The following is a 20,837-nucleotide window of genomic DNA, read 5'->3' as shown; positions in this document are numbered from 1 at the left end:
GCGCTCAGCAGCGGGCGTCGCGGGCCGCGGCCAGCAGGTCGATGTCGAGCGGCGCAGCGGCCGCGCCCACCGGCGCCTCCCGCAGCGACTGCAGCACCTCCTCGGCGTCGGCGTTGGGCGCGATCTCCTTGGAGTAGGTGCCCAGGGCCAGGTCGACGGTGTCGTCGGCGCGGTCGTCGCGGACGAGTTCGGCGCACGGCGCGACCAGCCACACCGTGCTCGCCGCCGCGGTCCCGGCCGCCCCGAACCTGATCTGGCCGTGACACTGCATGTTCTGGTCGATGTAGACCGGGTCGTTGCCGGCCTGCACATCCGGTGCGCTCGCGAATCCGTATTCGGCCAGCTGGGTTGCCACGTGGGTGGCCTGGCCACGCTCGCCGTTGGCGTTGAACACCCGCACCCGCGTCGCCGCCAGGGGAGCGGGCTCCACGTCAAGCAGGACGGAACGGTCGACCACCTCGCCGAGGGGGGCCGGCTGGGGTCCGCCGGGCTCCGACGGGACGGTCGGCGGGGCGTTGCACGCCACGGTCCTGGACACCGGGTCCGAGCCGGCGAACACCGATGTCCACACCACGATCCCGATCGTCGCCAGGACCGCGAACAGGGCCGCGGCGGGTACGACGCGGCGCCGTGGGAACGGCCGGCCGCGTTCGTCCCGCGCGCGGCCTTCGGTGATCAGGGAAACCACGGCGCCCTGCCTCTCGCATCTCCAAGGGTTGTGTGCGACCACTGTAGAGGGCCTCCCGGTGGGGTCCGCGAAGGTGGGCGACCGGTGGAATGTCTCGAGTTGCTGTGGTGTTGGTGACAATTGACCGACAATTCCCCGGACCGGGTGTATCGGTTACGGCTTCCGTGGGTACTTCCGCTATTGTTCGGCGGCCCAGGTCGTCGAAAGAGGCGACGGCGAGGCTTTCGACAGCGGAAGGCCCGGGTCGTGTCCGGGACCCGGATACGGCCGGTGGGAACTTCCGGAGACGGTCGGGCGTTGCCCGGGCCGAAGGACATGAACAGTGTCCTTCGGCAGGGCACCTGCACGAGGACTAGAGGTAGAGGAAATGGCGACTGACTACGACGCACCGAGGCGAACCGAAACCGATGATGTGTCGGAGGATTCACTCGAAGAACTGAAGGCGCGACGCAACGAGGCGCAGTCCGCCGTCGTGGACGTCGACGAGTCGGACACCGCGGAGTCCTTCGAGCTGCCCGGGGCGGATCTGTCCGGCGAGGAGCTGTCGGTGCGGGTGGTGCCGAAGCAGGCCGACGAGTTCACCTGCTCGAGCTGCTTCCTGGTGCACCACCGCAGCCGGCTCGCGAGCGACGAGAACGGAGTGATGATCTGCCGGGACTGCGCGGCCTGAGTCCCGGAGGGACGGCGCTGACCGGCCGCCCCCGGTTCAGCGTTCGGTCTTGTCGGCACACCCCAAGGCGGCCAGCAGCTCTGCCGGCCGCCTTGTGCTGATCAGCCAGTAGGGGGTGGGGTCGTCCGGGTCGTCCAGCACGACGAGCACCATCGTCCCGATCCACGGGCGGTGCTGGACGTACGCCGCCGGGTCGAGCTGGCGCCCCAGGGCGGCGCTCTTCGCCGACGCCGGCACCACGACACCGCGGGAGATCACCTCGAGCGGCAGGTGCGCCCGGCCGACGATCAACTCCCCGCCCGTCACCTCCAGCCGCAGCCGGGACAGCCACACGAGCGCCCAGACAGGGAACGGCAACAGCAGCACGTACGGCAGCCAGGCGTACAGGCCGGGCGCCCCCATGTGCAGTTCCGCGGCCAGCAGCGCCGCGACGCCCAGGCCTAGGGGCCACCACCACAGCGGCACCCACATCCGTTCGGAATAGACCGGTGCGCCGGTCGTCTGCTGCGCATCCGCATCGGGTCGAGAGGTTCGAGACACGTCCATCAGAGTAGTCTCGGTGCACGTGACCGATCTTCCAGCCGTCCCCCTGCTCCGCCTGGACCCGGGGATTCCCTTGCCCGCGCGGGCACACGCCGGCGACGCCGGTGTGGACCTGTGCACCACGGTGGACGTGACCATCGAGCCCGGGCGGCGAGCGCTGGTGGGGACCGGCATCGCGGTGGCCCTGCCCGTCGGCACGGTGGGTCTGATCCATCCGCGCTCCGGTCTGGCCGCGAAGTACGGGCTCTCCGTGGTCAACACTCCCGGGACGGTGGATGCGGGCTACCGCGGGGAGATCAAGGTGTGCCTGATCAACCACGACCCCGACCGCGCGGTCGAACTGCGTCGTGGTGACCGCATCGCGCAACTGCTCGTGCAGAGGGTCGAGCTCGTCGACTTCGTCGAGGTCGGTTCCCTCGACGACACCAGCCGCGGCGCCGGAGGATACGGGTCGAGCGGTGGGCACGCCGGTCTGGTGAAGGAAGGTTCCTGACATGTTCGGACGACGCCGGAAGAACCGGGACGCCGAGGCTCCGGGCCTCGCGGACGAGGGCGACTTCGACTCCGCGCCCGTGGACGACGAGGTGCAGGCGCCCGAGGGCGGTCCCTACGACATCGACGACATCGGCGAGGACGCGGTCGGTAGCCGGCTCGACCTCGGGTCGGTGCTCGTCCCGCTGCCACCGGGCGGGCAGATCCAGGTGGAGATGGCACCGAACGGCCAACCGCAGGCCGTGCATCTGGTGACCCAGCACGGCCGGATCACGGTCTCCGCGTACGCGGCACCGAAGTCCCCGGGGCAGTGGCGGGAGGTGGCCGCCGAGCTGGCCGAGTCGCTGCGCCGCGACAACGCGACGGTGAGCATCGAAAGCGGACCGTGGGGCCGGGAGCTGCAGGGCAGCACCACGAACGCGGACCTGCGCTTCCTCGGTGTCGACGGCTACCGGTGGATGATCCGCTGCGTCGTCGCCGGACCGGCAGGTTCGGTGACGGCCGACTCGCCGCTGGTGGAGACGGCCCGTGCCATCGTCGCCGAGACCGTCGTGCGGCGCGGCCAGGATCCGCATCCGGTGCGGACGCCGCTGCCGGTGGTGCTCCCGAAGGCCCTCGCGGAGCAATTGGCCGCCGCGCAACAGCAGGCGGCAGCCCAGCAGGCGGCCCAGCAGGCGGCGGCCCAGCAGCCCCTGCCGCCGCAGCAGTCCGCGCAACAGCAGCAGCCCGCGCCGCCCCAGCAGCCCGCGCCGCCCCGGCCGCGGCACGGCGAGTCGGGTTCGGCGATGCAGCAGCTCGGATTCTGATCGGCGTTCCCATGAGAGGGCCCTGCCACTCGGCCGGCGGGTCAGCGCGGCACCAGACTGCCGGTGATCTCCGCAAAGGCGTTTTCGAGCAGTGCAACGTACCTATCCGCCCTCGGCATCACGTCAGGGGAGGTGAGGATCGACAGGCTGGACTGGTGTCCGGCGCCGATGAAGCAGTGGGTAAGCCCCGCCTCGAAGGTGAGAGGTGGAAAGGCGGCCGCGAACGCCAGTGGCGCTCCCCCCAGGCTCCATGGTGCCGCGCCCCCGAAGTTGATGCTCGACACTACGGTGTGCAGCCGGGCGATCCCGCGTGCCTTTGCCGCCCGGCCGCGGCGCCGCCCCTGCCGGGACAGCCACGGATACAGCACGCTCGGAAGCTGGTTGACCAGTCGGATTCTCTCGACGGCGACTTCGTTCGAGTTGATGCGTCGTTCGCGTTCCAATGACGCCTGCACCGTCGCGGCGCGCACCGGGAGGGATTCGATCTCGGGGTGCAGGTCGACGACCGCCCCGGCCAGCCGGTTGACTCCCAGGTCGGTGGGAGCCGCGGTCATCGCGATCGTCACCAGCGCCGCGAGGTCCGGCGGGCATCCCCCGGCTTCTTCGTCGAGATAGCGCTGCAGCGCGTGGGAGATCCCCGTCAGTAGCACGCCGGTCAGCGTGAGGTTCTTCCGTTTGAGGGTGTCGACGTCCAACCGGACGACGCGTGCTGTGCGTCGGTCGCCGCAGCCGCCATTGAGGGGGGTGAGCGCACGCTCGACGGAAGGCGCAGGCTCGGCGCTGCCCTCGGCTTGCCGCTGCTTCACGGCGCGTACGGCGGCCTGCAGCGCTACGGCATACCGGACGAGCCCGGCCGGCGTGCGGGCCAGGCCGCGGGCGGCCGCGGCGAACCGATTCACCCGTTCCGCGACCGGACCGAGCCCGGGTACGGTGACCGGCTCGTGCGGATCACCGAACAGGACGGAGGCCACGGCTGCAATCGAGGGTCCGGCCAGTAGGGCGTGACTTCCCTGCAACACTACGATCGTGGCGGCGCCCTCGACCCCGGGCACGCGGCGCACGCCGTAGAAGACGTGGATGCGCCACGCCCGGCTGCGCGCATCCATGGCGGTCGCGGCGAGCTCGCCAATGGCGGCTAGGAATTCGGACCAGTCGAGACCGTGGTCCCGGTGCACCAGCCGCTGCTCGATCGGCGCGTGGTCGGCCACCCAGAAAGGGTAGTCAAGGTAGGCCGGTACCCGGACGATACGCCGGTCGAGGGCGGTCAGGAACGGCGCCCGCTGCCGGAGATGCGCCGTGACCTCCGCCGGAGACGGTGCGCGCCCGGGCTCAGATTCGAACACCCAACAGCCGACCCGGTCCAGATGAGGGTGCAGCTCCGATTCGAAATAGTAGGCTGCATCGAGAGGCTTCAGCTGTGTCGGCAACATGATCGAGTCTAGAACGGCACGAGTGGCCTCGGCAGCGCTACGGAAATGCCGCGCCGCCATGGAACTCGTTGCGGTGTGCGAGCTGAGCGGTCAGAGCGGTGCCGACCCGGGAAAACGCGTCGGTTAGCAGAGCGAGATAGCGGTCCGGGTCGGGCAGCGACTCCGGCGTGCCGTGGACGCTCAGCGTCAGCCCCGCCGACGTCCCCACCAGGCCGTGCGTGAGGTGGGTATGCGAGGGGAGGGGAACGGTCATTGCGCACTGCACCAGGTCGCGCCCGCACAGCGACCACTGCGCGTTCCCGCAGTTGACGCTGGTCAGCACCGCGTGTTCGGTGGTCCGGCCCGCGGCCCTCAGGGCGTCGAGACCCCGCCGCCGCTGCGCGGCGACGACGGGGTACAGCGGCCGCGGCAGTAGGTTGTCGATCCGGAGCGCGGTGGACGTGGCGGGAGATTCGCACGCGCGGCGCCCCTCGGTCAGCGAATGTCGGATCGCGCGCGACCGGTCGACCGGGTCGGTCAGATCGGGCCGCAGATCCACTGTCACCGCGCCCAGCCGGTTGACGCCGAGTTCCTCGGGGGCGGTGGTCAAGGCGACGGTGACGGCCGCGGCAAGTGCGTCTGGAGACATGCCGTCGCACTCGTGCAGATAGCGCTGCATCGCCTCGGCGATGGCGGTCAGCGCGGTCTCGGTGACGGTGAGGCCCCCACGCCGCAGCACGGCGGGATCCACTGACATAGTCCGGATCGTGCGACGCGCACCCCTCCCGCGATTGAACCGGGTGAGCGGACGGTCGGTGATCGCCGTCGGCGTCGGCCGGTCGGCCGACAACAACCCGACGGCCCAGCGGGCCATCCGAAACGGCCCTCGCGCGATCGCCGTCGCCGCCCGGACGCGCGGGTCCCAGCTCTCTGCCGCCGCACCGAGGCCGGGCACCGTCGCGGGTGTGCCCGGCACTCCGAACAGCGCGGCCGACAGGGAGGCGATGGATGGCCCGGCGATCAGCGAATGGGCCGCGTCGAACACCACGACGGTGGCCGCGCCTGCCGCCGTCGGCGCATCCCGGACGTCGTGGAACACGTGCAGGCGCCAGGCATGCCCCGGCGCGAGCGGGGTCGCAGTCACCGCCGCCCATCCCTCGAGGAACTGCGCCCACGACATGCCGTGCGCCCCGTCGTCTGTGTGATGTTCGATGTGTCGCTGGAACGGCGTGTCGTCGACGACCCAGTCGGGGTAGTCCAGACCACCCGGTACCTCGCGCAGTCGCCGGCGCAACACGGACACGAGCGGGGCTCGACCGAGGAGGTGGGTGGTGACCTCCTCGGGGCTCGGCACCGCGCGGTCGCCCGAGTCGAAGACCCAGCACGTCGTCCAGTCGAGGTGGGGACCTCGGCTGGACTCCAGATGATAGGCGGCGTCCAGGACGGTCAATCGGGCTTCGTCCATCGCGCAGATCCGGTCGTACATCGCGCGGACTTTGGCGTGCATTACGAAGACTTTATAGTGCCGGCGGCGCGAGCCGGACGATCCCGGCCCCCCGATACGGAGGCCAGTGCCTCCAGACAGGTGGCTCCGAGCACGGCGGGATCGCCGCCGATCCCGGCGAGGGTGACGGTGCCCAGCGCGGCCCGCCTCAGGTGCGCACACCATTCCTGCGCGACCGCGAGGGGATGGACCGGATCGTCCACGGCGGCGGCGATGCCGACCGGCACCTCGACGGTCCGCAGCTCGTCCCGGTCCGGCGCCCGGTAGCGGGACGCCTCGTCGAGCGCCGCCGGCAGGCCCGGCCACTGCGACCGCCAGGAGCGGGCCAGTTCGACCCCGAGCCAGGCGGGGCTGGACGCCACCATCGCCGCGGTGACCGCAGCAAGTCCGTGGGCGCGCAGCTCGCCGGCCGTCCAACGGGCGCTCGCCGCCGCCGGCGCGGCCTCCGGCGAGCCCGTCCACGCCGGCAGGGCTGCGAGCACGCCGACGGTGCGCCCCGGGTGCTCGGCCGCCCACCGCAGCGCGACGGCCGCCCCGAGCGACACCCCGCCCACCAGCACGGGACCGTCGGCGGCGGCGCGCTCGAGTGCATCGACGTAGCTGCCGACCACGCGGGCCGGGTCCGGGTCGACCGCGACGGCGCGTATTCCGGCAGCGGCGAGCGGACCGCCGAACGCCCGCTCCACGAAGCGGGCGTCGGAGCCCGTCCCGGGCAGGACGACGGCGACGAAAGTGCTGGCCCCGGCGTGTTCGGGGGACGTGTTCGCGGAGCGCATGGTCCGATCCTGCCGGACCCGTCCGAGCAGGTGGGAACCCGAGTGGTTGCCCTGTGCGGATAGGTCTACAGTGGCCCTCAGGAAAGCCCCATGCGCGGCCCGCGATCCGTGCCGCGCCCTTCTCAGGAGCACGCTATGGCACCCGCCGCAGCCGGTTACTTCCGCCGACTCACCCGTCGGCTCACGGAAGATCTCGAGCAACTCGACGCCGAGGAGATCGCCGAAACCGCCCAGGCGACGGGTGCCCGCCGCGCCTGCGACTGTGCGCGCGGCGAAGAGGTGACCATGTTCGGTCGTCTCCGCAGTGTCGAGGCGTGCCCGAAGGCCGCCAGCGCCGCCGTCGAGGCGGAACTGTTCGACGGCACCGAGGCCGTCAAGCTCGTATGGATCGGACGTCGCCGCATTCCGGGCATCGAGCCGGGCAAGACCCTGCTGGTGCGCGGGCGCGTCGGCGAGCGTGACGGCTCGAAGGTCATCTACAACCCGTATTACGAACTGCGCGAGCGGGCCTGACCCGAGCGCCGGTGCCCCAGCGCCCGGCGCCGCCCCGCGCCCGCGTGGGGCTGTGGCACCCTCGTAGGAGTGAGCGACAAGCAGCAGACGGTCCTGGAACAACTCGGTGGACTCAGCGGGTTGGTCTACTCGACCGTGCCCGTGCTGGTGTTCGTTCCGATCAACAGCATCTGGGGCCTGACCGCCGCGATCTGGGCGGCCCTCGCCGTGGCCACCGTCATCCTCGTGTGGCGGCTCGTCCAGCGCACCCCCGTCCAGCCCGCGGTCTCGGGGCTCCTCGGCGTGGGCGTGTGTGCGTTCATCGCCTACCGCACCGGCGACGCCAAGGGCTACTTCCTCTTCGGCATCTACACCAGCCTGCTCTATGCCGCCGGTTTCGTCCTGTCCATTCTGGTGCGGCGGCCCCTGGTCGGCGTCATCTGGGGCATGCTCAACGGGCAGGGATCGTCCTGGCGGCGGCATCGCGTCGCCGTGCGCGCCTACGACATCGCGACCGCGGCGTGGGCGCTGGTGTTCGCGGCCCGCTACTTCGTGCAACACGAGCTGTACGACGCCGACCGGACCGGCTGGCTCGCCGTGGCCCGGATCGGTATGGGATGGCCGCTGACCGCGGTGGCGTTGCTCGTGACCTTGTGGGCGGTCCGCCGCGCCGATCGGCTGGTCGAGCCGGCGCCCGAGGCTGTCGACGAGCCCGTCGAGACCGGCCCGGGCCGGGCCGCCGAAGCCGGCCCCGACCAGGACGCGCGCTGACCTGCTAGAGGCCGATGGCCGCCCGCAGTTCCTGCTCCACCTCGGCCGCGGCGACGAACAGCAGCTCGTCGCCGCCTTCGAGCGGATCGTCGGGCTGCGGGACGATGACCCGGCCGCCGCGCAGGATCGTCACCAGGGCCGCGTCCCGGGGCAGTTGCAGCTTGCGCACCGGCTTGCCGGCCAGCACGGTGGTGTCCGGCAGCGTGATCTCGACCAGGTTCGCGCCCTTGCGCAGTGTCATCAGCCGCACCAGGTCGCCGACCGAGACGGCCTCCTCGACCAGCGACGCCAGCATGCGCGGCGTGGACACGGCGACGTCGACGCCCCAGGACTCGTCGAACAGCCACTCGTTGCGCGGATCGTTGACGCGGGCGACGACGCGGGCGACGCCGAACTCGGTGGTGGCGAGCAGGCTCAGCACCAGGTTGGCCTTGTCGTCGCCGGTGGCGGCGATCACCACGTCGTACTGCTCGAGCTGTGCGGCCTCAAGCAGGCTCAGCTCGCACGCGTCGGCGTGCACCCACTTGGCGTCGGGCACGGATTCGGGCTCGACGTGCTCGAGCTTGCGTTCGAGCAGCATCACTTCGTGGTTGTTGCGGATCAGTTCGCGCGCGATGGAGCGCCCGACGGCTCCCGCTCCCGCGATGGCCACCTTCATCGGCGTTCCTCTCGGTGATTCCGGGTCGTGTGTTGCGGCTGCGCCCGCGGGCGCGGCACGGTCAGTCGTCGGCCGCGGGGGGCTGTTCGGCGAGGGCGATCGCCTCGGCGACGGTGCCCGAGACAGCCGCGATGTAGACCTGGTCGTCCGCCTGCAGCACGGTCTTGCGGTCGGGTAGGACCCCGGTGCCGAATCGGATGATGAACGCGACCCTCGAGTGGGTCGCGGCCTCGAACTCGGTGACGTTGCGGCCGATCCAGTCCTCGTGCACCGACACCTCCGCGACGGCGACGGTGCCGGTCGGATCCCGCCACTTGGCGGTCTGGCTCTCATGGGTGAGGTTGTGCAGGAACCTGTCGGTCGTCCACGGCACCGTCGCGACGGTCGGGATCCCGAGTCGCTCGTACACCGCGGCGCGCTTGGCATCGTAGATGCGGGCGACGACGCGCTCGACGCCGAAGGTCTCCCGGGCCACACGGGCGGAGATGATGTTCGAGTTGTCCCCGGAGGAGACGGCGGCGAACGCGTCGGCCCGCTCGATGCCGGACCGCACCAGCACGTCCCGGTCGAAGCCCATACCCACGATCGTGTGCCCGGGAAAGTCCGGACCCAGCCGCAGGAACGCGCTCGGGTCGCGGTCGATGACGGCCACCTCGTTGCCCAGCCGGACGAGCGCCGCGGCCAGGGAGGAACCCACCCGGCCACAGCCCATGACCACCACGTACACCGTTCGCTCCGTTCCGCTTCTTTCCGTGTCGCCGTGCGTCCCGATCGCGACGCGCAGAACCGAACCGTACCGCCCGCGCAGGACCGGCGTGCGGTGCCGGCCGAACGGGCTCCCCGCAGAGGTGCATTTCGGACACGGCCACGGGTGCCCGGCGGGTGGCCGGTGGGACGGCTTAGGCTTTGCGAGTGTCCAAGCTCTCGACCGCCACGAAGCGGTTGTTGTTGGGTAGGCCGTTCCGCAGCGACACGCTCGGTCACACGTTGCTACCCAAGCGAATCGCCCTGCCGGTGTTCGCATCCGACGCGTTGTCGTCGGTGGCGTACGCCCCGGAGGAGATCTTCCTCGTCCTGTCCGTCGCGGGTCTGTCGGCGTACGTGTTCACGCCGTGGATCGGCGTCGCGGTGGCGCTCGTCCTCGCCGTCGTCGTCGCCAGCTACCGGCAGAACGTGCACGCGTACCCCTCCGGCGGCGGCGACTACGAGGTTGCCACCGTGAACCTCGGTCCGACCGCGGGATTGACCGTCGGCAGCGCCCTGATGGTCGACTACGTGCTCACCGTCGCGGTGTCGATCTCCTCGGCCGCGGCGAACATCGGATCGGCGGTGCCGTTCGTGGCGCAGCACAAGGTGCTGTTCGCGATCTCCGCGATCGTCGTGCTGACCGCGGTCAACCTGCGTGGCCTGCGGGAAGCCGGCACCGCGTTCGCCGTCCCGACCTACGCCTTCATGATCGGCATGATCGTCATGCTCGGGTGGGGTCTGGTGCGCGTCTTCGTGTTCGGGGACGACGTCAAGGCCGAGTCGGCCGGGTTCGAGTTGGTCGCCGAGCAGTCGGATCTGGCCGGGATCGCGTTCGTGTTCCTGCTGGCCCGTGCGTTCTCGTCCGGGTGTGCCGCGCTGACCGGCGTCGAGGCGATCAGCAACGGGGTGCCCGCGTTCCGCAAGCCGAAGTCCCGCAACGCCGCCACGACCCTGCTCATGCTCGGCGGGATCGCGATCGTCCTGCTCCTCGGCATGATTCTGCTCGCGAACAAGCTGGGGGTGGTCATCGCCGAACATCCCGAGACCCAGTTGCGCGGTGCCCCGGAGGGCTACCAGCAGAAGACGCTCGTGGCGCAACTCGCGCACGCGGTCTTCGACGACTTCCCGCTCGGGTTCCTGCTGATCACCATCGTGACCGCGTTGATCCTGGTGCTGGCCGCCAACACGGCGTTCAACGGCTTCCCGGTGCTGGCCTCGGTGCTGGCGCAGGACCGCTACCTGCCCCGGCAGCTGCACACCCGGGGCGACCGGCTGGCGTTCAGCAACGGCATCCTGTTCCTGTCGGGCGTGGCGATCGTCTTCGTGTGGGCCTTCGATGCCGAGGTCACCAAGCTGATCCAGCTCTACATCGTCGGGGTGTTCGTCTCGTTCACCCTCAGTCAGACCGGCATGATCCGGCACTGGACGCGGCATCTGGCGTCCGAGACCGACCCCGAACAGCGGGCCCGCATGCGACGGTCGCGGATCGTCAACACGATCGGCCTGATCATGACCGCATCCGTCCTGGTGATCGTGCTGGTGACGAAGTTCGCGGCGGGCGCGTGGATCGCGATCGTGGCGATGGTCGCGATCTTCGGTGTGATGAAGGCCATCCACCGTCACTACGACAGCGTGGCCGAGGAACTGGAGAACACCGAATGGGACGGTGTGCTGCCCAGCCGCACCCATTCGATCGTGCTGGTGTCCAAGCTGCACATGCCGACCCTGCGGGCGCTGGCGTACGCGCGGGCCACCCGGCCGGACACGCTCGAGGCGGTCACCGTCAACGTCGACGAGGCCGACACGCGGATGCTGGTGCGCGAATGGGAACGCAGCGACATCACCGTCCCTCTCAAGGTCGTCGAGTCGCCGTACCGGGAGATCACCCGCCCCGTCCTCGAATACGTCCGGCGGGTGCGACGGGACTCGCCGCGCGACGTGGTGACCGTGTTCATCCCGGAGTACGTGGTGGGTCACTGGTGGGAGCAGATCCTGCACAACCAGAGCGCGCTGCGGCTGAAGAGCCGGCTGCTGTTCCAGCCCGGTGTCATGGTCACCAGCGTCCCGTGGCAGCTGAGCTCGTCGGCCCATGCCCGCGGCGAACGATTGGACTCCGCGCCGGGATCGGTGCGGCGGGGATTCGAGGAGGAGGAGCGGTGAGCATCGACTGGTCCGGCCGTCGGCTCGAGGTGACGCTGGGCAACCCGGCGCACGGGGGCTTCTGCGTCGCCCGGCACGAGGGGCGGGTCGTGTTCGTCCGGCACGGTCTGCCCGGGGAGCGCGTCGTCGCGCTGGTCACGGAGGACCGTGGCGGCTCGTTCTGCCGCGCCGACGCCGTCCACATCCTCGAAGCGTCGCCGGACCGGGTGGAGCGGGTGTGTCCCATCGCCGGTCCCGGCGGATCGGGGTGCTGCGACCTGTCCCACGCGACGGTGCCGGCCCAGCGGGCATTCGGGGCTGCGGTGGTCGCGGAGCAGTTGCGCCGTCTCGGCGGCATCGACCGCGAGGTGGTCGTCGAGGAGGTGCCGGGCGGGGCGGCGAACGGCACCCGCTGGCGCACCCGGGTGCGGCTGGCCGTCGACGCCGCCGGGCGAGCGGGGTATCGGCGCTACCGGAGCCACGAACTGGAGACCGAACTGGCGTGTCCGCAGATCGAGGCGCGCGCCTACGAGGGGCTGGCCGAGCGGGTGTGGCAGCCCGGTTCCGAGGTCCAGGTGGTCCTCGATGCGGACGGGACGCGGCACGTGGTCGAGATCGCACCGCCGCCGGTCTCCCGCACGGGACGTCGCAGTCCGGGCCGGCGGGGAGCGTCCGCCCGCCGCGCGGCGGCCGGTGCGCCCCGCGCCGAGAAGGTGATCGAGGGCTCGGGGCGGGCGGTGGAGCGGGTCGGCGGCCGGGACTGGCACCTGGCCGCGACCGGCTTCTGGCAGGCACACCGCGGCGCGGCGCAGACCTATTCGGACACCGTGGGGGAGTGGGCCGCGGCGTCGCCGGGGGCGACGGCGTGGGACCTCTACGGCGGTGTCGGGGTGTTCGCGGCCGTCCTGGCCGATCAGGTCGGCCACGGTGGCCGGGTCGAGTCGGTGGAACTGTCGCGCCGGGCGGTGCAGGACGGCGCGGAAGCGCTCTCGGATCTCGGGCAGGTGCGGTTCCATGCGGGCCGGGTGGAACGGCTGCTGCCGGATCTCCCCGCCCCGCAGGTCGTGGTGCTCGATCCGCCTCGGGCCGGCGCCGGGCGCGAGGTGGTGGCGGCCGTCGCGGCGGCCGGGCCGGAGCGCGTCGTGCACGTCGGATGCGATCCGGCGTCGTTCGGCCGGGATGTCGGCCTGTACCGGGAGCACGGGTTCGAGCTGGCCGAGCTGCGCGTCTACGCGGCGTTCCCGTCGACGCATCACGTGGAGTGCCTGGCGTTGTTCACCCGCTGAGCAGGCCGATCACGGATTCAGGGCGTCTCGCGCGTCCTCCGCGGTTGCTTGCGGCATGCAACTAAATGTATAGTTGCGTGTCGCAAGCAAATAATTTCGATTCGGAGGTGTTCCGTGGCTGTCCAGCCCGACACCGCGCACGCGCTCGTCGACGCGATCTTCCTGTTCGGTCGCACGCTGCGCACGACCCTGGCCAACTCGACGGGTGACCCGTTGCCCAACGCGCTGACCGGCGTCCTGTTCGTCCTGTGGCGAATGGGGGAGTGCCGCCCCACCGAACTCGCCGCGGAGCTGTGCATGAGTCAGTCCGCGTTGAGCCGGCAGCTGGGGGAGCTCGTCGAACGGGGGATGGTGGACCGCCACCGTGACCCGGACGACAGGCGTGCCCACCGCGTCAGCGTGTCCGAGACCGGGCAGAAAGCCCTGCGCGAGATCCGCGACCGGCGCGCCTCCCGATTGCACGAGCTGCTCGGCGGCTGGGACCAGGCGCAAGCCGAATCCGCCCTCGACGCGCTCGCGCACCTGAACCACACCCTTTCCGTACACGAACCCCCCGGAAGGAACTGCCTGTGAGTGCCGCAGCTGTCAGTCCCCCCTCCTCGGCGAGCGGACCCGGCGCCGCCGAGACCACCATGACGCACCGCGAGATCCTCGAGGCTCTCGCCGGCCTGCTCGCCGCCCTCTTCACGGCGCTGCTCAGCAGCACCATCGTGGCGGTTGCGCTCCCCACGATCATCGCGGACCTGAACGGCACCCAGACCCAGTTCGCGTGGATCATCACCACCGCGCTGCTCGCCAACGCCGCCTCGACGCCGATCTGGGGCAAGCTCGCCGACCTGTTCAACAAGAAGCTGCTGGTGCAGACGGCGATCGTCGTCTTCGTGGCCGGCTCGATCCTCGCCGGCTTCGCCACCAACGTGCCCGTCCTGCTCGCCGCCCGCGTGATCCAGGGCATCGGCATGGGCGGTCTCACCGCGCTCGTCGTCGCGGTCATCGGCAGCATCATCCCGCCCCGCGAACGCGGCCGGTACTCCGGCTACATGGGCGCGGTGATGGCCGTGTCGATGTCGGGCGGACCGATCCTCGGCGGCATCATCGTCGACAGCCCGCTCGGCTGGCGCTGGTGCTTCTTCATCTCGATCCCGATCGCCGTCGCGGCCATGCTGTTGCTGCAGCGCACCCTGCACCTCGTGACCGAACGCAAGCAGAACGTGAGCATCGACTGGCTGGGCGCCACCCTGCTGACCGCCGGTGTCAGCGTCCTGCTGATCTGGGTGTCGTTCGCCGGCAAGGCCGGCTACTACGAGTGGCTGTCGTGGGAGACCCTCGCGTACGTCGGCGCCGGCGTCGGACTGCTCGCCGCCACCGTCGTGGTCGAGTCCAAGGTCGCCGACCCGATCATCCCGCTGAAGATCGTCACCGAACGCACCACTGCGCTCGCGATCATCGCGTCCGTCGCCGTCGGCGTCGGAATGTTCGGTGCCACCGCGTTCCTCGGCCAGTACTTCCAGACGGCCCGCGGCTACAGCCCGACGGCCGCCGGCCTGCTCACCATCCCGATGGTGCTCGGCTCGCTCGTGGCCTCGGTGGTCTCCGGCCAGCTGATCACCCGCTTCGGCCGGTGGAAGCCGTTCCTGGTGCTCGGCGCCGTACTGCAGGTGATCGGTTTCGGGCTGCTCGGGTTCCTCGACCACGCCACCCCGATGTGGCTGATCGGGGTCTACATCGCGATCGTCGGCCTCGGCACCGGCATGCTCATGCAGAACCTGGTGCTCGCCGTGCAGAACACCGTCAGCGTCCGCAACATCGGAGCCGCGAGCAGCTCGGTCGCGTTCTTCCGTACCTTCGGCGGCGCGATCGGAGTGTCCGTGCTCGGATCGATCCTCGCCACACGCGTGACGACGCTGTCCGCGGACGGCTTCGCCGCCCTCGGCATCGACACCGGCTCGGCCGGCGGCGGAGGCAACCTCGACCTCGCGGCCCTGCCCGAACCGGTCGCGGAGATCATCCGCCACGCCTACGGCGACGCCACCGGCCTGCTGTTCCTCGTCGCCGCGATCATCGCGCTGGTCACCGTCGCGGCGGTCGCGTTCATCCCGAACCGCCCGCTGCGCAAGACCATCGACATCGTCACCGAGGAGAAGGTGCCCGCGCCGGCGGAGCACTGATCAGGACCGGCGGTTGTACAACCACATCGTCGCCGGCCCGAACAGCACGATCAGCGCCGCGCACCACGCGAACACGATCGCGAGGTGCGCGGCGTCCGGCGTGCCCGCCGTCAGATCCCGGATGGCGGTGACGAGCCGGCTGATGGGATTGACCGTCACGAAGCCCTGCAGCCAGCTCGGCATCGTCGCGGGGTCGACGAACACGTTCGACGCGAAGGTGAGCGGGAACAGGATGGTCATGGACACACCCATCACCGCCTGCTCGGTGCGCAGCAGCATCGCCAGCATCGTCCAGACCCACGAGAGACTGAACGCGAACAGCAGCACGAGCGCCACCGACCCGATCGTGCCGATCGGGCCGCCCGTGGGCCGGAACCCGAGCATCATCCCGAGGGCCAGCACGATCACCGACGCCAGCGTGTAGCGGGCGAGATCACCGAACAACGCGCCGACGAGGGGAGCGGGCCGCCACACCGGCATCGAGCGGAACCGGTCGAACACGCCCTTCTCGATGTCGCGGTTGAGCGTCATGCCCGTGTACATCGTGATGGTGCACACCGTCTGCACCAGGATGCCGGGGATCAGGAACTGCACGTACGCGGTGGTCGAACCGGCCAGCGCCCCGCCGAACAGGTACGTGAACAGCAGCGTGAACATCAGCGGGAAGACGGTCACGTCGAACAACTGCTCGGGAACGTGCTTGATCCGCAGCAGTGCCCGCCACCCGAACGACAGCGACGCGGCGAACGCGGACGCCGGCGTCGGACGCGGCCCGGGGACATGGAGGACGTCCACGACGGCGGCGGGGGTGCCCGCCCGTCGGTCGGCGGTCGAGGTCACGACGCGATCTCCTCGTCTTCGTCGGGAATTTCCGTGGGATGGCCGGTGAGCGCGAGAAAGACCTCGTCCAGGCTCGGCTGCCCGAGGGCGAACGTCGTGACCGGAATGTCCGCCGCGGCGAGGGCCGTCAGCGCCCCCGCCGCGGCCCGCGGATCGTCCACCCGTGCGGTCAGCGCGGCCGGATCGGACGCGGCCGTCACCGCCACCCCCAGCGCGGCGCCCAGCACCGCCGCCGCCTCGTCCCGGCGCGCGGGATCGACCACCCGCACGTGCAGCGAACCCGACCCGACGGACGCCTTGAGCTCGCCCGGGGTGCCCTCGGCGATCACCCGGCCACGGTCGATGACCGCGACCCGGTCGGCGAGCTGGTCCGCCTCGTCGAGGTACTGCGTCGTCAGCAGCACCGTCGTCCCCGCGGCCACGAGCGCCCGCACGATCTCCCACACCTGGTTGCGGCTGCGCGGGTCGAGCCCCGTCGTCGGCTCGTCCAGGAAGATCAGTTCGGGGGCGACGATGATGCTCGCGGCGATGTCGAGGCGCCGCCGCATGCCCCCCGAGTACAGCTTCACCTGACGGCCCGCGGCCGGCTCCAGATCGAACGCCGCCAGCAGCTGTCCGGCCCGGGACCGGGCACCCGCCCTGGAGAAGCCCAGCAGCCGGGCGAGCAGTACCAGGTTTTCCGCGCCGGTCAGATCCTCGTCGAGCGACGCGAACTGGCCGGTGAGCGAGACCCGGCGCCGCACGAGCTCGGGCTGAAGACGCACGTCGTGCCCGAGTACGGTCGCGGTCCCGCCGTCCGGTGCGAGCAGGGTGGCCAGCATCCGGATCGTGGTCGTCTTCCCGGCGCCGTTCGGGCCGAGGACGCCGTAGACGCCGCCGGCGGGGACGGCGAGGTCGATTCCGGCCACGGCGGTCTCCGCGCCGAATCGCTTGATCAAGCCCGAGGTCTCGATGGCCAGTGCAGGGGGCATGGGTCCAGCCTCGCCCACGGTGCCGGGCCCGGCAATCGGTTTTGTCGGATTCGACCGGCCTGGGGTCGCCCCGCGCAGTGCCCACCCCCGCTCGGCGGGGCCTGGCGTGCCACACCGGCGCCACCGTGGGCGACGTCACATCATCGGCATAATGAGGTGAGGGACACGGTGTGAGACGGGGCGGCGGCACGACGAAGCGAGTCGACCACCTCCGACGCTCCGTAGACTGGGTAGAACCGCTCGCGCGGAGACGCGCGGGTCCGAGCCGGAGGGAGCAATTCCAGTTGGGTGTCCTGTCCCGCATCGAGTCGCCCGAGGACCTGCGTCGGCTCAGCCAGCCGGAGATCAGGGAACTCGCCGGGGAGATCCGGCAGTTCCTGGTCGAGAAGGTGGCGGCGACCGGGGGACACCTCGGCCCCAACCTCGGCGTCGTCGAACTGACCATCGCCATGCACCGGGTCTTCGACTCCCCCCACGACCCGATCATCTTCGACACCGGGCATCAGGCGTACGTCCACAAGATCCTGACCGGTCGTAAGGACGGCTTCGACACGCTGCGCAAGCAGGGCGGCCTGTCGGGCTACCCCTGCCGCGCCGAGAGCGAGCACGACTGGGTCGAGTCCTCGCACGCCTCGGCCGCCCTGTCCTACGCCGACGGCCTCGCCAAGGCCTACGAGCTGTCGGACCAGCAGGACCGGACCGTGGTCGCCGTGGTCGGCGACGGCGCGCTCACCGGTGGGATGTGCTGGGAGGCGCTGAACAACATCGCGGCCGGCAAGGACCGGCGGCTCGTGATCGTCGTCAACGACAACGGCCGCTCCTATGCCCCCACCATCGGCGGACTGGCCGAGCACCTCGCGGCGCTGCGGCTGCAGCCCGGCTACGAGCGTGTCCTCGACAACGGCCGCCGCTTCGTGAAGCGGCTGCCGTGGATCGGTGCGGCCGCGTACTCCGTGCTGCACGGGATGAAGGTCGGCATCAAGGACGCGGTCAGCCCGCAGGTGTTGTTCACCGACCTCGGCCTGAAGTACCTCGGACCGGTCGACGGCCACGACGAGGCCGCTCTCGAGGCCGCCCTCCGCCGCGCCAAGTCGTTCGGCGGACCGGTGATCGTGCACGCCGTCACCCGCAAGGGCGCCGGGTACGCCCCGGCCGAGAACCATGTCGCCGATCAGATGCATGCCACCGGTGTCATCGACCCGGTCACCGGCCGCGCCACCGCGGCGGCGTCGGCTCCGGACTGGACGTCGGTGTTCTCCGACGAACTGCTCGTGCAGGGCGGCCGCCGCAAGGACGTCGTGGCGATCACCGCGGCGATGCCGGGACCGACCGGGCTGTCGGCCTTCGGCGAACGCTACCCCGACCGGATGTTCGACGTCGGCATCGCCGAGCAGCACGCCGTCACCTCCGCCGCCGGCCTCGCGCTCGGCGGAATGCACCCGGTGGTCGCGGTGTACTCGACGTTCCTCAACCGCGCCTTCGACCAGTTGCTGATGGACGTGGCGCTGCTGAGGCTGCCCGTGACCGTGGTGCTCGACCGGGCCGGCATCACCGGCGCCGACGGCGCCAGCCACAACGGTATGTGGGACTTCTCCCTGCTCGGCGTGATCCCGGGGATCCGGGTGGCGTCGCCGCGCGACGGCGCGACCCTGCGCGAGGAGTTCGGCGAGGCGCTCGCCATCGCCGACGGCCCGACCGTACTGCGGTTCCCGAAGGGCGCGGTCGGCCCCGACATCCCTGCGGTGGAGCGCATCGACGGCACCGTCGACGTGCTGCGGATGCCGTCCGAGCGTCGCGGTGACGTGCTGATCGTCGCGGTCGGCGCGTTTGCGGGCCTGGCGCTCGACGCAGCGGAGCGGCTCGAGCAGCACGGCCTCACCGCCGCCGTCGTCGACCCGCGCTGGGTGCTGCCCGTCCCGGCGGCCCTCGCCCGGCTGGCGCGGGACTTCCGGCTCGTCGTCACCGTGGAGGACGGCGGCATGCACGGCGGTGTGGGTTCGGCGGTCTCGTCGGCCCTGCGGGCGGCCGGGGTCGACGTTCCCACCCGTGAACTCGGTGTGCCGCAACGGTTCCTGGATCATGCCTCACGGGAACAGATCCATCGTGAGCTGGGGCTGACCGCGCAGGACGTCGCGCGTCAGGTGACCGGCTGGGTCGTCGGGCTCGGTGCCGCGCAGAAGGCGGAGCAGGCCGTGGACGGGACCGCCGGGGAGGAGTCCGCGGGCGACGTCGTCGTCCGGGGGGACCCCGGCCTCTGACGCTGCGACGACGGGCCGGCCGCACGTGCGGCCGGCCCGTCGGTCGCTCAGCCGGCTTCCTCGAGGGTCCGTCCGCGTGTCTCGGGCACGAACTTGATCACCACCAGCAGAGACAGCGCGGCCATCACCGCGTAGCCGGCATAGGTGAACGACAGGTTCCAGTCCGCCAGCGCCGGGAACGTCGCGGACACGAGGAAGTTCGCGATCCAGTTGGAGGCGGTCGCGATGCCGACGGCGACGGCACGCACCCGGTTCGGGAACATCTCGCTGATGAGGACCCACACCACCGGACCCCACGACAGGGCGAAGAAGAACACGAAGGCGTTGGCCGCGAGCAGGGCGATCATGCCGTAGGTGTCGGACAGCGTCGCGACCTTCTCCCCGTCCTCGTTGACGACGAAGGTCGCCGAGTGGAAGCACACGGCGGCGGTGCCCAGCGACGCCGCCATCCCGACGGATCCGACGAGCAGGAGCGGCTTGCGGCCGATCTTGTCGATCACCGCGATGGCCACGAAGGTACCGACGATGTTGACCAGTGCGCTGACGACGCTGATGAGCAGGGACCGGTCCTCGCCGAATCCGACCGCCTGCCACAGCGTCGACGAGTAGTAGAAGATCACGTTGATGCCCACGAACTGCTGCAGCGCGGCCAGGGCGATGCCCACGTAGATCAGCGCAGCCACGCCCAGCCGCCGGGAGAACACGTCCCGCACACCCGGCCGGGCGGACTCGAGGTGCAGGGTCTCGCGGATCGTGGCGATCCGCTCGGCGACGGCGACCTCGTCGCCGCCCTCGACCGTGGCGATGATGCGGCGCGCGGCGTCCTCCCGGCCGATCCGCACCAGGTACCGCGGCGATTCGGGGATCGGGAAGGTCATGATCAGGTACAGGGTCGCGGGGACCGCGCCGAGTGCGAGCATCCACTGCCAGGCCTCGATGCCGAGCAGCTCTTCGCTGGCCCCGCCGGCGGCCGCGGCGAGGGCGTAGTTGACGAGCTGGGAGACGGCGATGCCGAGGACGATCGCGAGCTGGTACATCGAGCCGAGCCGGCCACGTATGGCGGCGGGCGAGATCTCGGCGATGTAGGCCGGGGCGATGACCGAGGCGAAGCCGACGCCCACGCCACCTATGGAGCGCCAGAACGTCAGGTCGTAGATGCTGAAGGGGAACGCCGACCCGAGTGCGCCGACAAGGAACAGGACCGCGGCGATCTGCATGACCCGGATCCGGCCCAGCCGATCGGCGATGCTGCCGGCGATCCACGCACCGAGCGCCGCGCCGACCAGCGTCAGCGACACGGACAGGCCGATGGCCCCGGCGCCGACCTCGTAGCGCTCGCGGATGGCGCCGACGGCGCCGTTGATGACGGCGGTGTCGTATCCGAACAGGAATCCGCCGAGCGCGGCCACGGCGGCGAACAGCACCGCGCGGGCCACCGTGTGCTGCTGCTCGATCCTCGAATGGGGGAGGTGGGAACTGTCGGTCACAGGCTGGACGGTACGCCTGACACCGCGTCGGGGGGGCCGCTTCGGTGGGCACCGTGGCCGGGGTGATACGCACGGACGCGCCCCGGGGCCCACGACGGTTGCGCGGGTCCCGGGGCGCCGTGCGGAGCTACC

Annotated in this window: 20 protein-coding genes; 10 read left to right on the top strand and 10 right to left on the bottom strand. The window is 70.9% G+C overall.

Annotation, left to right across the window (positions count from 1 at the left end; genetic code table 11):
• Positions 1-4: 4 nt before the first annotated feature.
• Complete coding sequence (gene cei / locus G6039_RS05700) at positions 5-688, bottom strand: envelope integrity protein Cei (protein ID WP_006938142.1); 684 nt, start codon at positions 686-688, stop codon at positions 5-7.
• A gap of 367 nt (positions 689-1,055) precedes the next feature.
• Between cei and G6039_RS05695 the strand changes: the two genes are divergently transcribed.
• Positions 1,056-1,358 (top strand): DUF4193 domain-containing protein, encoded by a 303-nt coding sequence (locus G6039_RS05695; protein ID WP_029543409.1) that lies wholly within the window; start codon positions 1,056-1,058, stop codon positions 1,356-1,358.
• A 36-nt stretch (positions 1,359-1,394) separates the two neighbouring features.
• Here the strand turns inward: G6039_RS05695 and G6039_RS05690 are convergent, their stop codons facing one another.
• A complete protein-coding gene (locus G6039_RS05690; RefSeq protein ID WP_006938139.1) occupies positions 1,395-1,904 on the bottom strand; it encodes a DUF3093 domain-containing protein in 510 nt (169 codons plus the stop codon).
• Positions 1,905-1,923: 19 nt separating this feature from the next.
• On the opposite strand from G6039_RS05690, the gene dut reads away from it, so the two are divergent.
• Both dut and G6039_RS05680 read left to right on the top strand, forming a co-directional pair.
• The gene (dut, locus tag G6039_RS05685; protein ID WP_029543411.1) at positions 1,924-2,394 is read left to right on the top strand and encodes a dUTP diphosphatase; all 471 of its coding nucleotides are present in this window, start codon (positions 1,924-1,926) and stop codon (positions 2,392-2,394) included.
• A gap of 1 nt (position 2,395) precedes the next feature.
• The gene (locus tag G6039_RS05680; protein WP_029543412.1) at positions 2,396-3,199 is read left to right on the top strand and encodes a DUF3710 domain-containing protein; all 804 of its coding nucleotides are present in this window, start codon (positions 2,396-2,398) and stop codon (positions 3,197-3,199) included.
• Positions 3,200-3,240: 41 nt separating this feature from the next.
• Here G6039_RS05680 and G6039_RS05675 read toward each other — a convergent pair whose 3' ends face one another.
• Genes G6039_RS05675 through G6039_RS05665 form a run of 3 tightly spaced genes read right to left on the bottom strand, consistent with a single transcriptional unit; the run spans position 3,241 to position 6,888 of the window.
• Positions 3,241-4,629 carry a wax ester/triacylglycerol synthase domain-containing protein gene (locus tag G6039_RS05675; protein WP_029543413.1) on the bottom strand — a complete coding sequence of 463 codons (1,389 nt, stop codon included), beginning with the start codon at positions 4,627-4,629 and terminating at the stop codon, positions 3,241-3,243.
• Between the two features lie 37 nt (positions 4,630-4,666).
• Positions 4,667-6,115, bottom strand: a complete 1,449-nt coding sequence (locus G6039_RS05670) for a WS/DGAT domain-containing protein (protein ID WP_029543414.1) — start codon at positions 6,113-6,115, stop codon at positions 4,667-4,669.
• Positions 6,115-6,888: an alpha/beta fold hydrolase gene (locus G6039_RS05665; protein ID WP_029543415.1), complete on the bottom strand. Its 774-nt coding sequence runs from the start codon at positions 6,886-6,888 to the stop codon at positions 6,115-6,117. The genes G6039_RS05670 and G6039_RS05665 overlap by 1 nt, the downstream gene beginning before the upstream one ends.
• A 135-nt stretch (positions 6,889-7,023) precedes the next feature.
• Here G6039_RS05665 and G6039_RS05660 point away from each other — a divergent pair, with 135 nt between their 5' ends.
• Both G6039_RS05660 and G6039_RS05655 read left to right on the top strand, forming a co-directional pair.
• Positions 7,024-7,401 carry an OB-fold nucleic acid binding domain-containing protein gene (locus tag G6039_RS05660; RefSeq protein WP_006938133.1) on the top strand — a complete coding sequence of 126 codons (378 nt, stop codon included), beginning with the start codon at positions 7,024-7,026 and terminating at the stop codon, positions 7,399-7,401.
• Positions 7,402-7,470: 69 nt separating this feature from the next.
• Positions 7,471-8,151 (top strand): DUF3159 domain-containing protein, encoded by a 681-nt coding sequence (locus tag G6039_RS05655; protein WP_029543417.1) that lies wholly within the window; start codon positions 7,471-7,473, stop codon positions 8,149-8,151.
• Between the two features lie 4 nt (positions 8,152-8,155).
• Here the strand turns inward: G6039_RS05655 and G6039_RS05650 are convergent, their stop codons facing one another.
• Positions 8,156-8,809, bottom strand: coding sequence for a potassium channel family protein (locus G6039_RS05650; RefSeq protein WP_006938125.1), 654 nt, complete (start codon positions 8,807-8,809; stop codon positions 8,156-8,158).
• 61 nt (positions 8,810-8,870) lie between these two features.
• Complete coding sequence (locus G6039_RS05645) at positions 8,871-9,536, bottom strand: potassium channel family protein (protein ID WP_006938124.1); 666 nt, start codon at positions 9,534-9,536, stop codon at positions 8,871-8,873.
• A 185-nt stretch (positions 9,537-9,721) separates the two neighbouring features.
• On the opposite strand from G6039_RS05645, the gene G6039_RS05640 reads away from it, so the two are divergent.
• The 4 genes from G6039_RS05640 to G6039_RS05625 all read left to right on the top strand — a co-directional run bounded on the left by G6039_RS05640 (position 9,722) and on the right by G6039_RS05625 (position 15,149).
• Positions 9,722-11,716, top strand: a complete 1,995-nt coding sequence (locus G6039_RS05640) for an APC family permease (RefSeq protein ID WP_006938123.1) — start codon at positions 9,722-9,724, stop codon at positions 11,714-11,716.
• Entirely contained in the window at positions 11,713-12,981 is a 1,269-nt protein-coding gene (locus G6039_RS05635; protein ID WP_029543422.1) for a class I SAM-dependent RNA methyltransferase, read from the top strand. Before G6039_RS05640 ends, G6039_RS05635 begins: the two co-directional genes overlap by 4 nt.
• Before the next feature lie 114 nt (positions 12,982-13,095).
• On the top strand, positions 13,096-13,554 hold the full coding sequence (locus G6039_RS05630) for a MarR family winged helix-turn-helix transcriptional regulator (RefSeq protein ID WP_006938121.1): 459 nt from the start codon (positions 13,096-13,098) through the stop codon (positions 13,552-13,554).
• Positions 13,555-13,613: 59 nt separating this feature from the next.
• Complete coding sequence (locus tag G6039_RS05625; RefSeq protein ID WP_029543427.1) at positions 13,614-15,149, top strand: MDR family MFS transporter; 1,536 nt, start codon at positions 13,614-13,616, stop codon at positions 15,147-15,149.
• On the opposite strand, the gene G6039_RS05620 is transcribed toward G6039_RS05625, so the two are convergent.
• Both G6039_RS05620 and G6039_RS05615 read right to left on the bottom strand, forming a co-directional pair.
• On the bottom strand, positions 15,150-15,989 hold the full coding sequence (locus G6039_RS05620; RefSeq protein ID WP_006938118.1) for an ABC transporter permease: 840 nt from the start codon (positions 15,987-15,989) through the stop codon (positions 15,150-15,152).
• On the bottom strand, positions 15,986-16,960 hold the full coding sequence (locus G6039_RS05615) for a daunorubicin resistance protein DrrA family ABC transporter ATP-binding protein (protein WP_029543429.1): 975 nt from the start codon (positions 16,958-16,960) through the stop codon (positions 15,986-15,988). Before G6039_RS05615 ends, G6039_RS05620 begins: the two co-directional genes overlap by 4 nt.
• Positions 16,961-17,244: 284 nt before the next feature.
• Here G6039_RS05615 and dxs point away from each other — a divergent pair, with 284 nt between their 5' ends.
• A complete protein-coding gene (gene dxs / locus G6039_RS05610) occupies positions 17,245-19,218 on the top strand; it encodes a 1-deoxy-D-xylulose-5-phosphate synthase (RefSeq protein ID WP_029543431.1) in 1,974 nt (657 codons plus the stop codon).
• A gap of 47 nt (positions 19,219-19,265) precedes the next feature.
• Here dxs and G6039_RS05605 read toward each other — a convergent pair whose 3' ends face one another.
• Entirely contained in the window at positions 19,266-20,705 is a 1,440-nt protein-coding gene (locus G6039_RS05605) for a sugar porter family MFS transporter (RefSeq protein ID WP_029543433.1), read from the bottom strand.
• Positions 20,706-20,837 lie beyond the last annotated feature (132 nt).

Source organism: Rhodococcus aetherivorans (assembly GCF_011058165.1).
Classification (GTDB): Bacteria; Actinomycetota; Actinomycetes; order Mycobacteriales; family Mycobacteriaceae; genus Rhodococcus; species Rhodococcus aetherivorans.
Note: the sequence above shows the minus strand (reverse complement) of the source record. Positions and strands in the feature narration are given on the sequence as shown.